This window comes from Sphingobium sp. UBA5915 (assembly GCF_002431195.1).
Classification (GTDB): Bacteria; Pseudomonadota; Alphaproteobacteria; order Sphingomonadales; family Sphingomonadaceae; genus Sphingobium; species Sphingobium soli.
This window is the reverse complement of the sequence record NZ_DJDV01000091.1, coordinates 1-13,236: the sequence shown is the minus strand read 5'-3', so window position 1 is coordinate 13,236 and position 13,236 is coordinate 1. Positions and strand designations below refer to the sequence as shown.

The following is a 13,236-nucleotide window of genomic DNA, read 5'->3' as shown; positions in this document are numbered from 1 at the left end:
ACGATTTTTGCAACAGAGCCCGCAAGGGCATGCTTTGCTGCATCCGACATCGACACATCCGGCGGGAGCGCGGCGATCACGGTAAGACATAAAGACTCCTTGAGGCCGGTCTTGGTTGAACTGTGAGGTATCGTAAGCACGCCGGTTGACCGCATGATACCGGTCATCGGGGAGCGCATGAGGGGTGCAGTGGTCAAATGTCAGCGAAACAATAGGACGTCTTGAGGCTGGTGTAGAATTCGGCCGCGTATCGGCCTTGCTCACGCGGACCCAAGCTCGACGCACGCTTGCCGCCGAACGGGGCATGATATTCAGTGGCGGCGGTGGGCAAATTCACCATGACCATGCCGGCGTTCGCATGGCGCCGAAAATGAGCCGCATGCTTTAGGCTTCGGGTACAAATGCCGGCGGCGAGGCCAAAGGCTGTATCGTTCGACAGCATCAGCGCGTCGTCATAGTCTTTTGCTCTGATGACGGCCGCGATCGGACCGAATATCTCTTCTCTCGCGATGCGCATATCGTTGCTGACGTGCGTGAATAACGCCGGTTCAAAGAAGTAGCCCTTGGTTTCACATTCAAGCCGACGTCCGCCAAAGGCAAGGAGTGCACCTTCGCGGGTACCCAAATCGATATAGTCGCCGTTTCGCGCGAGCTGGGCCGCACTGGCGACGGGTCCGATCTCCGTAGTAGGGGCCAGGGCATGTCCGACCACCAGCTTTGCCATTCGGCTTTTGAGGGCATCGACGAACTGGTCGTGAATGCCATCGGTCACGATGAGGCGCGATGACGCCGTGCAGCGCTGACCCGTAGAAAAAAAAGCCCCATTCAGCGCCAGCTCAACGGCGTGGTCGAGATCAGCGTCGTCGAGGACAATGAGCGGATTTTTGCCGCCCATTTCGAGCTGCACCCTGCGCAATTGTTGCGCGCAGGTCACCGCTATCTTGCGACCGATTTCTGTCGAACCGGTAAAACTGACGGCGTCCAACCGCGGATCATCGAGAATGGATTGGCCGACAACCTGCCCCGAGCCCATGATCAGGTTGAGAACGCCGTCGGGTAGTCCTGCGCGAGCAAGAATGTCGACCAATGCCACTGCGCAGGCGGGAACAAGCTCAGCCGGCTTGAAAATAACGGTGTTGCCATAGCAAAGCGCCGGCGCGATCTTCCATGCAGGGATGGCTAGGGGAAAGTTCCAAGGCGTGATTATCGCCACGACACCCAGAGGTTCGCGTTCGATCGCGATTTCGACCCCGGAACGTTGTGACGGCAAGGTCTCGCCGGCCAGTCGCAGACATTCGCCGGCAAAAAAATCGAATATGCTCGCGGCACGGGCCGCTTCGAGAATACCCTCAGCACTTGTCTTGCCTTCTTCACGCGCCAGCAAGGTGCCAAGCTCTTCTTGTCGCGAGCGCAGCTCCGCAGCGGTACGCCGCAAAATCGCCTCACGCTTTAATGGTCCGCTCGCTGACCATGCGGGGAATGCGCGTCGGGCAGCACCGATGGCGGCATCGACCTCCGCCGGCTGCGCGGCGGCAAACTCGCCGATGACGTCATCGAGATCAGAAGGGTTGATGTTCGGAACGCCGTGCGTCGCTGGTGTCCACGCGCCGTCGATAAAATTGCCATGACTAGTCATCGGCATTCTCCGGGACGTGCGGCTGTTGCTGGAACAGTGTCGGCATGCCAATGCCCTTGTCTCTCGCCAGTATCGACAACCGGTCCCAAGTCGCGCGATCGACGGGGACTCCTTGCACCAGGCGAACGGCCTTCTCGCGTTTTTCGGGATCGCCGGGTGCCATGACATCCAGGCCGACCAGCGCAACGCACGCGCGAAGCCGAGCCACGGCCGCTGCGCCAGCATCCGAAAACGCGGCCGAGCCGCGAAAGCGCGCGCCATCGATCGCCAGAAAAAAGTGACCGATCGGGCTTGGCCGTCCTCTACTCACATCGGCGAACGCCGGCAGCGTCACCGCAGCGGCGCTGCCGGTAAACACCGTACACAACAACTCCACCATCATCGCCAGGCCAGCGCCTTTATAGCCATAATGCACGCCGCCCAGGGGCAGCAGCGATTGAGCAGCATGCGCATCGGTTGTCATCGCGCCGTCGCGATCGACAGCAACATCTTCTGGGAGGGCGGTCCCGGTATCGCGTCGTAGATAGATGCGATTAAGCGGTATCGAGCTCGTAGCCATATCGAGGAGCATTGGCTCTTCGCCGGCTAGCGGCATCGCGAACGCAATGGGGTTCGTGCCATGGAATGCATGGCGCCCGCCATGCGCAACGACGCCTGGCGCCGAATGCGTGAAGCCAAAAGTAACGCAGCCCTGGCTTGCCCCATAAAGCGCATAGGTTCCAGTGGCACCATGATGGGCACTGCCATGAACCGCGACGGCACCGATGCCCGTTTCCCTAGCGAGGCTGACAGCTTCATCCACGGCACGGTAACTGGCGATATGACCGAAGCCGCCCCCGCCGTCGAGAATACCCATTGACGGCGCAACCTTGCGAAAATGCGTATCGGCGTCCGTGTCGAGGCGTCCGCCCTTCACCCAAGCGACATAGGAGGGAATGAGGCGCACACCGTGCGTGTCTACCCCGCGCAGCGAAGCATCTGTGGTTGCCCTTGCACAAGCAACGGAAGCTGCCTCCGATGCGCCATGGGCGGCAAGGATCGACGTGCAGAACGCTTCCAGCGCGACCTTTTCGACCCGCACGCTTTCCATCGCTTCCATGTCAGTTTTCCTGCCGGCGATACCAGTCGACGGTCTGGTCGAGTGCGTGTGCGAAGCGATCGAACAGATCGTCGATCTGAGCAGACGTGATGATCAAGGGTGGACAAAACACTGCAGCATCGCCAATCGCTCGCGTGATAAGGCCATTGGCTTGCATGGCATCCATGAGATACGCGCCGCATTTGCCTGGCGGATCGAATGGTGCGCGAGACGCGGGATTGGGTGATAATTCAATTGCGCCGATCAGCCCGACGCCTCGCGTTTCGCCCACAAAAGGATGATCCGAGAATCCGTGAAGACGACGGAGAAAATGCTCGGAAAGAGCGGGCACGCGCTCCATCAGCTTGTCCGATTCAAGGATATTCAGATTTTCGACGGCCACCGCGACGGCAACCGGATGGCCTCCGCCGGTAATGCCGTGGCCGAGCGCGCCTATCTTGGCCGAATTGTCGGCGACTCCCTGATAGATTTCATCGGAAATCAGCGTAGCGCCCAGCGGCATGTAGCTTGATGTGATTTGCTTTGAGAGCACGACGATATCGGGAATGATGTCATAGGTATCGCAGCCAAAGGTCTTCCCGGTACGCCCGAAACCGCAAATGACTTCGTCGATCCACAAAAGTATGTCGTGCCGACGGCAAATCTCCTGCACACGTTGCCAATAGCCGTCGGGCGGCAAAATGACGCCACCGGCGCCCATGACGGGTTCACCGATGAATGCCGCGATCGTCTCGGGTCCTTCACGCAGGATCGTGTCTTCGAGGTCGCATGCCAGCCGGTCAACGAACTGTGCTTCGGTCTCGCCGGCTTGCGCCTCCCGATAAAAATGCGGCGATCCGACATGGAGAACGCCGGGGATGGGAAGATCGAAATCTCGATGGAAGATCGGAATCCCGGTCAGGCTGCCGGCCCCGATCGTGACACCGTGATAGGCTCGGTTGCGCGAGATTATCTTCTTCTTCTCGGGGCGACCGCGCGCATTGTTGTAGTAGCGAACCAATTTGAGCGCTGTGTCATTGGCTTCCCCACCCGAGTTGGTGAAGAACGCCTTTGACATGTTACCGGGGGCCATTCGTACCAGCCGCTCGGCGAGCTCAATCGCAGGTTCGTGCGACTTGTGCCCGAATAGGTGGTAGTAAGGCAGTTTATGCATCTGGCGGTAAGCCGCCTCGCGCAATCGATCTTCGCTGAAACCGACGGCAACGCTCCACAAGCCCGCCAGCCCTTCGATATATTCCTGTCCCTGATCGTCGTAGACGTAGATGCCATCACCTCGGTCGATGATGGTCGGACCGATCGCCTCATGGCGCCTGGCATTGGTCGAGGGGTGAAGGTGATACGAGATGTCTCGGGCACTGGCCGAGTTGGGCGCGTCAATCATGGGCGTGGCCCATCAACGCCGCCCGCCGTGCGGTGGTGGCGGGGTAATCGATGGCAAATCCTAGCTGTGAAGACTTGTCCTCGCGCACATCAACGCCGTAGATGTCGCGTGCGCGCTCGATCGTCTCCCATTTCTCGGCAACGTCGTATAGCACCCGATCGGGATCACGGTCAAAGGGATGACCATATCCCCCACCCGAATTGTCGATACCGCGCAGCCATTCTCCCGGCACGAGATCGATTTGCGTTACGCCGGGAAGCCGCTCTTCGGATCCATCAAGATTGACTTTGAAGGTGCGCGCGCCGGGACTGTCATGGCCGCCATTCACACCCTTGGGCGGAAATTCCTGACCATCGCAGGGTATCGCTACGGTCATGGTGTCTTTCTTGGGCCCGTAAATGAGTTCGGCCCCCGGCGCGCCACGGAACTTGCCGGGTGCACTGGTCCCCGGCTGAATGCGCATCGACTTCATGTGAAGCGGATGCTTGACCTCCAGCAGTTCGATTGAATCGCGATAGATCAAACCCGCTGCCACGGGGATGCCGTAGGTCAACCATCCATCAGACGTCGGACTGGCCGGGCCGCCATTTCCGCCAACGAAAATCTGATTGATATAGGGTTCGCCGTTGTGCCTGAAGTCCTTGCCGGAGACGACAGCCCAACCCGCGCCCATCCCGACACCGCCTTCGGCGAGGCCATAACCGTCACCAAGTTGCGCCATGGCTGACTGCGTCAGATTGACCAAGCGGTCGCCGACATTGGTCGTCGCGATTGATGCCGAAAACGGAAAGGTTGTGCGTCCAATCACGCCGCCATCGCGTAACAGCACCTTCACGCGGCGGAAGATGCCGCCCGAGCGCGGAATGTCGGGGTCAAGACAGTTCATGACGCCGGCGATCGAATTGTTGATCGAACAGGCCTCACAGACATTGAAGCCGTTCGGTACGCAATCGATGTTGTCCCGCAGATCGATAACGATTTGCCCTTCATCGGGGTCGATATCGATCGTGCAATTGATCGGAATACCCTGGGGAAGACCGGGGATCGGATCATGCGCGCCAGTGTGCTTGATTGTCGCCCGTGGGAGCTGTTTGATGGCTTGCGTGGCGCGACGCTCGGAATAATCGAGCCACTGCTTGATGAACGTCTTGACCTTGTCCTTGCCGTATTTTTTGCAGAATTCGATCAGCCGGCGCTCGCCGACTCGGCATGAGCCGATTGCAGCAAGGAAGTCGCCATACCATTGGTCCGGGACACGAATGCGGCGACGGCACATCCGCACAATGTCTTCGACCATCGTAAAATTGCGCTGCACGCGTACGCACGGGAAGATGAGCCCACCTTCTTCGTAAACGTCCTTGGCATAGGGAGCGTATGTTGTCGGCGTCGCGTTGCCGGTATCCGCTTGATGCGCCTTGGAGCACACAGTGAACATGTGCTCGCCGTCGAAGAAGACCGGGATGAGAATTGTGTGATCGGCCGGATGCGTATTCCCCATATATGGGTCGTTGTGGAGAAACGCATCGCCTTCGGCCAAATCGGGATGCAGCTGCTGCATCGAAATCGTCTGCAAGTGCGACCCGAAAATATGGACGGGTAGACTTTCCGCGGACGCCAGCAGTTCATTGTCACCAGTAACGATGGCGCAGGACATATCGCGTGCGCTCGCGATCACGGCAGAACGCGAGGCGCGCAGGAGCGTGCTGGTCATTTCGCGCACGATGCCATCGACTCGGTTCGACATGACCGACAGGAGCATCGGATCGATCGTGTCGGGCTCGGATTTGCTGGTATTGCTGTTCATGACTATGCCTTCGCGATAAAAGTCAGAGCGAAATCAGATAATTGTGAGATGGCGTCAGCCAGGCGGTCGACCCGGGGTAAATCACGATGGTCGTCGTCGGCTCTTCGATAATCGCCGGACCTTGGATCTTGCTGTTCACAGCGAGGCTGGTGCCCTTGTAGATGGGCACATCCACGGAATCGTTGTCGAAAAACGAGGGACGGGTCGCGGCGATAGCGCTGGCCTGCGGCCTTTCGCCATCTGGCGCGATAGATTTTGTACCAAGCCCAATGGTCAATCGGCCCCGCCAATTGAGGCATTCAACCTTGCCGGTCTCATCGCGGACCGCAAACACACGCTCGTGCGCGCGATGAAAGGACTCGACCAAATCGTCGACATCGCCCTGTGAAGTGAACATGCTTGTCGCCAGCGGCGCATCAAGTTCCCAAACTTGAGTGAAATAACGGGCTTCGACGGTGTATTCTCGACTGCTTGGTGCCTCACTGGCGAGAGCGAGCCCGCTCGCGGCCTGAGTCAGCCGAGCGTCGATATCTTGCAGTGCTTCATTCACGCGGTCGCGATCGAACCGATCCGAGGTCGTGACCCGGTTTGCCGATTCTTCGAAAACGATATCCGAGAATTGCATGCCGGACGCCGACAGTGCGCCTGCTGTGCGGGGAACCAGTACCGTTTTGACGCCAAGCTCGCGGGCGATTGGAACGATGTTAAGCCCGCCCGCACCGCCACCTGCGACCAAGACTGCCTCGGCGGGGTTAAAACCTTCCGCGACCGTAATGTCTTGAATCGCGTTAATCATATGCTCGTTAGCAATCTTCATGATCGCCTCCGCAGCCTGCTCCACGCTCATTTCGAGCCGCGCCGAAAGCTCACCAATCGCGGCGCGGGCGGCGGCAATATCGAGCTTCATGCGTCCGCCCAGAAAATAGGCTGGGTCGATATATCCCAGGACAACGGCAGCATCTGTGACCGTCGGCTTGTCGCCGCCTCGGCCGTAGCAGACGGGACCTGGCACGGAACCGGCCGAGATCGGCCCCACGCGCAACAATCCGCCGTCGTCGAGCCACGCGATCGAACCGCCACCCGCGCCGACCGATCGGACATCGACCGAAGGCATTGCGGTCAGATGACCCATCCACTGGCCGCCCAACCACGTCTCACGGCTATATTTCAGCTTGCCTTCACGCACGAGGCCCACGTCGAACGTCGTACCGCCGGTGTCGCAGACGATCACATCACCGCCGAGCGCCTCCATATCGGAAAAGGCGCGTCCGGCAACTGGCGCCATGGCGGGTCCGGATTTGACAGTATGCACGGGCTTCTCGACAATTTCATCGACATGGGTGCAACCACCGGCCGACGTGCTAACGAAGATGTTGCCTCGGAAGCCCGCAGCCCGCAGATCTGCTTGCATCTCGCGCAAATGACCCTGCATCAATGGCTTGATCGAGGCGTCGATGGCAGTCGTCGAGGCACGACGATATTCGCGGATGATCGGAACGAGTACATGCGACAAGGAGAAAGCAATTCCTGGCGCCTCCTCGGCCAGGATCTCGCCCATCCGCTTCTCGTTGGCGGGATTGGCAATTGACCAAAGCAGGCAGATCGCCGCAGCCTCGAAACCCTCGCTGACCAGTTGCCGCGCGACGCTGCGCGCTTGCGCTTCGTTCAGTGGGGTGACGATCTCCCCTTCGGACGACACGCGTTCGTCAATTTCATAGGTGTAGCGCCGCGGAATGTAAGGCTTCGGAAAATCGAAAGAAAAGTCATGCGTCCCAAACTTCCCGCCTTCGCGAGTCACGAGAATGTCGGGAAATCCCGCAGTCGTAATGAACGCTGTTTTCGCCGTCTTGCCTTGGATAATGGCGTTGGTCGATCGCGTCGTTCCATAAATGAGCAGACCGGATTCCGTGAGCAATTCACCCACCGGGATGCGCATTTCGTCCGCAGCGGCGCTGAGCGCCCCTAACATGCCCTCGAAGATGCGATCGGGGGTTGTCAAAGATTTTCCAATAAAAACCTGGCCCAGTTCGTTCTGGACGACGACGTCCGTAAATGTTCCTCCAGTGTCGACGGAAATCTTATACTTCATCTGCGGCGCTCCAAGTATCTTGAGACTTTATTGACCATCGAGCAAAAGGTGAAAGCCTCCTGTCAACTGGACATGTTCGCGAAAGGCAGTCTTCGTTAAGACCGGCGAGCGAGGTAACGCCCATTAGTGCCATGTCTCTGTCGATCTCACTCTTGATGAGCTGAATGGCATGACGGGCGCCCCCCTCCCCCGCCGCAGCGAGGGCGAACAGGAACGGCCGTCCGATGAACGCGAAATCTGCACCCAGAGCGAGCGCCTTAAGCGCATCCGTTCCCCGGCGGATTCCGCCATCGATGAAAATCTTCATGGCACCGGCGCAATCTCGTATCCGAGGAAGCATGCGCATGGGCGCCACCGCGGTATCAAGCTGCCGCCCGCCATGATTGGAGATCCACGCCGCGTCGATGCCCAGTTTGGCGGCCACGGCAACGTCGTCGGGATGCAGCAGGCCCTTGATGACAAGATTGCCGCGCCAGTACCGGCGCATCATTTTGACATGATCCCAGGATAACGCGTCGCGGCGGCCAATCCGCCGCACGACGTTTTTCGACAATATCGGCGGGCCTCGAAAGGCATCCATATTCTCGAAGTGCGGCATCCCAGCGGCAAGCGTCCTTAAAAAGGTCCCGATCGACCATCGCGGATGCGACAATCCTTGAAATAGCAGGTTGGCGCTGGGTCGCAGCGGCATGCTGAACCCTGTGCGAACATTATTTTCGCGATTGGCGGGTACCGCCACGTCGACGGTCAGCACGACAGTATCGCAGCCCGCTCGCTCGACCCGATCCAGCATCGCTGCAATCCGCTCTGCCTCGCCTGGAAGGTAACATTGAAACCAGTGGGCGCGACCCTCGCCACAGATCCGTTCGAGCGGCATGATCGACGTTGCGCTGGGAACCATCAGCACGCCTTCCACCGCAGCTGCGCGGGCGAGCAGCAAATCCCCTTCAAAAGCGGCTAGACCTGACAATCCCATGGGCGCGATACCGACGGGCATTGCATAGTCTCGTCCGAACAGCGTGGTTTTGCTCGAGCGCGACGTAACGTCGACGAGGGCTCGGGGAACGAGGCCATAATCGTCAAAGCTGTCAAAGTTGCTCTTCATCCCTTTCTCTGTTTCGCTGCCGCCAGCATAATATCCATAAATCTGTCTGGGCAGCTTACGCCGAGCGGTTTTTTCGAAGTCAGCGAGCGCCAGAAACGGACGGAGTTTGCCGGAGATCGTATCCATCGGTCGCGCTTCGCTGCCTCGCAGCCGTATCTCAGGAGGAATTTGAAGCATGAACTAGCCCTGGTGCGAGTAACGATACACAGCGTCATGACGTACTGCCGCAGACCGATGGAAATTGAAGAAACACAGCTTCATGAACGCCTCACCCAATCGCTATTTGATCGAATAGCGTAATTGTGCGCCAATCCACCGAGGCTTTCCTACTGCAACTTCATTGCACCCGCAGATGACGGACAGGTCGAACCCGCCGATCTGATAGTATTTATTGAAGACGTTGCGTGCGAAAATCGATGCCTGCCAACGCGTATCGGGCGACGTCCAGTCCAGACGCAGATTCATGATCGCCCAGCCCGGCATCTTATTGGCATCGAAATTGTTGAGGTTTTGCCAGACAGAAGATTGGTAGTTGCCGTCAATCTGGAAGGCCGTCTTGCCGCCAGCAACCGTCGTCGGCAACGTATAGCGGGCCGAGGCCGACAGCGTCCATTTTGGGGCGAACGTCGTCTCGCGCGTCTTGAGCGTGCCGTCCTGCATCGGCACATTCTTTACTTTGCTGGTTTGGTAACCTGCGTTGAACGAGAGTTCGAGGTTTGGCGTCGGTTTGGCGGCAATCTCGGCCTCGCCGCCGTAAATGGTCGCGGGCACGTTGACGATCAACGTCGAGGCACCGAGCCACTGCGCCGCCTGATAGTCATGATAGTCGTAATAGAATGCCGCGGCGTTGAACCGCAGACGTCGGTCAAGAAATGTCGACTTGATGCCCGCCTCGTACGAAACAAGTCGCTCCGGCTTATAGGGTATTTTGCTCACATCGAGCGGCGGGCCACCCGCATTGAAACTGCCGGCTTTCACGCCTTGCGTGACGCCAGCATATAACAAGACTGAGCCGCCAGGACGCCAGTTCAGCTGTCCCTTCCACGACCATAAGGTATTTGCCAACCGACCAGTATAAAGGCCCTGCGACAAGCCGGGTCCCGAAATTGTCGGCGCATAGTTCCAGTTGAACGGGTCCCCACCTGCCGTCGGTGTGACGAAGTCGACTCGGAAGTCGTAATCCTTGAGTTCGCGGGACACGCGTACGCCGCCAATCACCGACAGGTTTTTTTCGATGGCATATTCGACTTGGCCAAAACCTGAATAGGAGTTGGTCCGCAGTTTCACGAAGCGCGGCTGATCGAAGCCATCGGTTGATGTCGCGCTATTGGGAAGTGCTCCGAGGCCGGATACCGTATGGTTGAGAACGTAGAGGTAATAAGCACCCGCCACCCAGGTCAGCGGGCCGGACTTTCCATTCAATCGCAATTCTTGGGAGAAGCCATCTTCGCGTGACAGGTTGCGATAAAAATACTGATTTTCAGGACCGCCCTCCAAATCGAGATCGATATGCTTGTAGAAATGCTTGAAGTCGCTGATGGCCGTCAGCGTTGCAAATCCTAGGTCGGACGTCAGCTTGGCACTAAACCCGTAGGTGTAATACGAATTCGGGCTGCTGAATGCATAGTCGCTGCTGGTAAGCGGTCCATTCCCGTCGGGGTCGACGTATCCGTAGAAATCACCTCCCGCCACGGGGCGGGTCGTGCCGGGATAGGGCGAATATCCGGCGTTGATGCAGCTTCCGTTTTGAATGGCCTGACAGGTGACCGTTTTCGTCGCATCGATCGTGTTGATGATCTGCCCGGCGCTATTGTAGACTGCGACAGTTGCCTTGTTTTGATACGGTGTGGTCGATGCGAGCGATCGGTTATAGGCAGCGGACAGCCACAGCGTGGTCTTGGGCCCGAGGTCGATGTCAAGCTGACCGCGAACCGCCCAATTACCGCGCACGCCGCCAAGGTCGGCGCCAGCGCCTTTCAGCGAGTTCGTTCCCAGCCCCGCTGCCAGTGAACTCGGAACATAGGTCTGGTCGGGATAGCCGTTCTTGAGGTAGCCATCATACCGCTCGAAAAAGCCTGAAAGTCTCCCGCGAACACCACTGACCAATGTGCCGCCAACGGCTCCTTCCAGCCGGACATTGTTGTACGAGCCATACGTCAGATCGACAAAGCCATCCAATTCGTCGGTCGGTTTTTTTGTGATATAGTTGACGACGCCGCCGGTCGCGTTGCGTCCAAACAAGGTTCCCTGCGGACCCTTAAGCATTTCGATGCGGTCAAGGTCGAAAAGACCAAATGTCTGGCCCTGCTGCATCGGGATATAAGTGTCGTCGACATAGGCAGCGATGGCCGATTCGACGTGATCGTTATAGTCGCTTTGCGTGATCCCGCGCATCGTGAATTGCGTCGATTGGCCACCGTTACTGGTCGAAACCGAGACGTTGGGCGCGATCTTGGCGATATCGACGCTGTCCGTCAGGTGAAATTCGCGCAGCTGGGACCCGGTCACGCTTGTGATTGAAATTCCGACATTCTGCATGCTTTGCGACCGGCGCTGCGCGGTGACCACGATATCCTCAACGCCGGCATTGTCGGTGGTCGCGGGAGGCGCGGTTTGAGCCGCCGCGAGTGCTGGCATAGACACCGTCGTTAGGACTGACACCAACTTCACAATTCTCATCGACACTCTTCCCTCCCTCATAGCGTCATCAGCTCTTCAAACCCACCCGGCCACGACGCTTGGCGAGATGGGGAGGAAAATCCGCCTTACACCGCAAGAAGCACTCTGTGGACAGAAGACAGATTGGACAGATCATGATTTTTTGTCAAGTGCGGCTCACATCTCGACTATACTATTGATTTATCGCTTCTTATTCGCGCGTCTGCACGCTCTTTGCCCGTTTGACACACCCTGGACGAATCGGCCGACACCCGACCTTGACCCAAGAAGCTGTACAATTTAGGCATGTGTCCACAGGAGACAGATGCCTCGCCTTTCGACGGTTGCTCTGTCATTAGGCAGGTCGGTAGAGCAAGGGCGGCGTTTCGAAACGATGATGTGCCGTTGGGCGCATTTATCGTGGCGCGCGATAGCTAGAGAGGAAGCCGGATGTTTGAGTCTTCGTTGGAGGACAGACTGCCATCAGTGGCCAACGACCTTCATGGTGCAAAGCATATAATCGATTATCGGATGTTGTCGGATCAAGTGACGACCCATCTGACGAAGGGGCTGATATTCGGTAGGGCTCTGTTGCAAAGATTGGCGGCAGTCAGAGGTAGGCTGTCGCTCTGCGCCGATCAGGCGGCTGCTGCGAAATGGTGGTTGAGCATGCCCATGGCCTCCGTCAGCGCCGAGGGCCCAATGCCAAAAGCTCTCTCCACAAGGCGCACCTCGCCCCTGATGCCGGGCTGCAGGCACCAGGGGCGAGCCTGTCCTTTGCGCAGGGCTCGCATGACTTCGAATCCCTTGATCGTGGCATAGGCCGTGGGGATCGATTTGAAACCGCGCACCGGCTTGATCAGTATCTTGAGCTTTCCGTGATCGGCCTCGATCACGTTATTGAGATACTTCACCTGCCGGTGGGCCGTCTCCCGGTCCAGCTTTCCTTCGCGCTTCAATTCGGTGATCGCTGCACCATAGCTCGGCGCTTTGTCGGTATTGAGCGTGGCAGGCTTTTCCCAGTGCTTCAGGCCTCGCAGGGCCTTGCCCAGGAACCGCTTCGCTGCCTTGGCGCTGCGGGTCGGCGACAGGTAGAAATCGATCGTGTCGCCCCGCTTGTCGACTGCCCGGTACAGGTAGGTCCACTTGCCCCGCACCTTGACGTAGGTTTCATCCAGGCGCCAGCTCGGATCAAAGCCACGCCGCCAGAACCAGCGCAGCCGCTTCTCCATCTCCGGGGCGTAGCACTGGACCCAGCGATAGATCGTCGTATGGTCGACCGAAATGCCGCGTTCCGCCAGCATTTCCTCAAGGTCGCGATAGCTGATCGGATAGCGACAATACCAGCGCACCGCCCACAGGATCACATCACCCTGGAAATGGCGCCACTTGAAATCCGTCATCGTTCCGTCCGTCCAATCTCCGCCAAGCATGCTCAAGCTTCACGATTTTTGCAACAGAGCC

8 protein-coding genes are annotated in these 13,236 nt (G+C 58.3%); all 8 read right to left on the bottom strand.

Annotation, left to right across the window (positions count from 1 at the left end):
- Nucleotides 1–193: 193 nt before the first annotated feature.
- Nucleotides 194–1,636, bottom strand: a complete 1,443-nt coding sequence (locus tag B2V90_RS16175) for an aldehyde dehydrogenase family protein (RefSeq protein WP_293922305.1) — start codon at nucleotides 1,634–1,636, stop codon at nucleotides 194–196.
- Nucleotides 1,629–2,726 (bottom strand): Ldh family oxidoreductase, encoded by a 1,098-nt coding sequence (locus B2V90_RS16170; RefSeq protein WP_293922308.1) that lies wholly within the window; start codon nucleotides 2,724–2,726, stop codon nucleotides 1,629–1,631. Before B2V90_RS16170 ends, B2V90_RS16175 begins: the two co-directional genes overlap by 8 nt.
- 10 nt (nucleotides 2,727–2,736) lie before the next feature.
- Nucleotides 2,737–4,116 carry an aspartate aminotransferase family protein gene (locus B2V90_RS16165; RefSeq protein WP_293922302.1) on the bottom strand — a complete coding sequence of 460 codons (1,380 nt, stop codon included), beginning with the start codon at nucleotides 4,114–4,116 and terminating at the stop codon, nucleotides 2,737–2,739.
- Nucleotides 4,109–5,875 carry a hydantoinase B/oxoprolinase family protein gene (locus tag B2V90_RS16160; protein ID WP_293922299.1) on the bottom strand — a complete coding sequence of 589 codons (1,767 nt, stop codon included), beginning with the start codon at nucleotides 5,873–5,875 and terminating at the stop codon, nucleotides 4,109–4,111. The genes B2V90_RS16165 and B2V90_RS16160 overlap by 8 nt, the downstream gene beginning before the upstream one ends.
- A 67-nt stretch (nucleotides 5,876–5,942) precedes the next feature.
- A complete protein-coding gene (locus B2V90_RS16155; protein ID WP_293922297.1) occupies nucleotides 5,943–8,009 on the bottom strand; it encodes a hydantoinase/oxoprolinase family protein in 2,067 nt (688 codons plus the stop codon).
- On the bottom strand, nucleotides 7,999–9,240 hold the full coding sequence (locus B2V90_RS16150; protein WP_293922295.1) for an alpha-hydroxy acid oxidase: 1,242 nt from the start codon (nucleotides 9,238–9,240) through the stop codon (nucleotides 7,999–8,001). Before B2V90_RS16150 ends, B2V90_RS16155 begins: the two co-directional genes overlap by 11 nt.
- Nucleotides 9,241–9,393: 153 nt before the next feature.
- The gene (locus B2V90_RS16145; protein WP_293922292.1) at nucleotides 9,394–11,751 is read right to left on the bottom strand and encodes a TonB-dependent receptor; all 2,358 of its coding nucleotides are present in this window, start codon (nucleotides 11,749–11,751) and stop codon (nucleotides 9,394–9,396) included.
- 659 nt (nucleotides 11,752–12,410) lie between these two features.
- A complete protein-coding gene (locus B2V90_RS16140; RefSeq protein WP_001389365.1) occupies nucleotides 12,411–13,175 on the bottom strand; it encodes an IS6-like element IS6100 family transposase in 765 nt (254 codons plus the stop codon).
- Between the last annotated feature and the right edge of the window lie 61 nt (nucleotides 13,176–13,236).

What these genes read in the sequence shown, in the direction of transcription:
- B2V90_RS16175 (WP_293922305.1), bottom strand. Translation starts at nt 1,636, where the DNA reads ATGACTAGTCATGGCAATTTTATCGACGGCGCGTGGACACCAGCGACG.
- B2V90_RS16165 (WP_293922302.1), bottom strand. Translation starts at nt 4,116, where the DNA reads ATGATTGACGCGCCCAACTCGGCCAGTGCCCGAGACATCTCGTATCAC.
- B2V90_RS16155 (WP_293922297.1), bottom strand. Translation starts at nt 8,009, where the DNA reads ATGAAGTATAAGATTTCCGTCGACACTGGAGGAACATTTACGGACGTC.
- B2V90_RS16140 (WP_001389365.1), bottom strand. Translation starts at nt 13,175, where the DNA reads ATGACGGATTTCAAGTGGCGCCATTTCCAGGGTGATGTGATCCTGTGG.
- B2V90_RS16160 (WP_293922299.1), bottom strand. Translation starts at nt 5,875, where the DNA reads ATGCTCCTGTCGGTCATGTCGAACCGAGTCGATGGCATCGTGCGCGAA.
- B2V90_RS16170 (WP_293922308.1), bottom strand. Translation starts at nt 2,726, where the DNA reads ATGGAAAGCGTGCGGGTCGAAAAGGTCGCGCTGGAAGCGTTCTGCACG.
- B2V90_RS16145 (WP_293922292.1), bottom strand. Translation starts at nt 11,751, where the DNA reads ATGCCAGCACTCGCGGCGGCTCAAACCGCGCCTCCCGCGACCACCGAC.
- B2V90_RS16150 (WP_293922295.1), bottom strand. Translation starts at nt 9,240, where the DNA reads ATGGATACGATCTCCGGCAAACTCCGTCCGTTTCTGGCGCTCGCTGAC.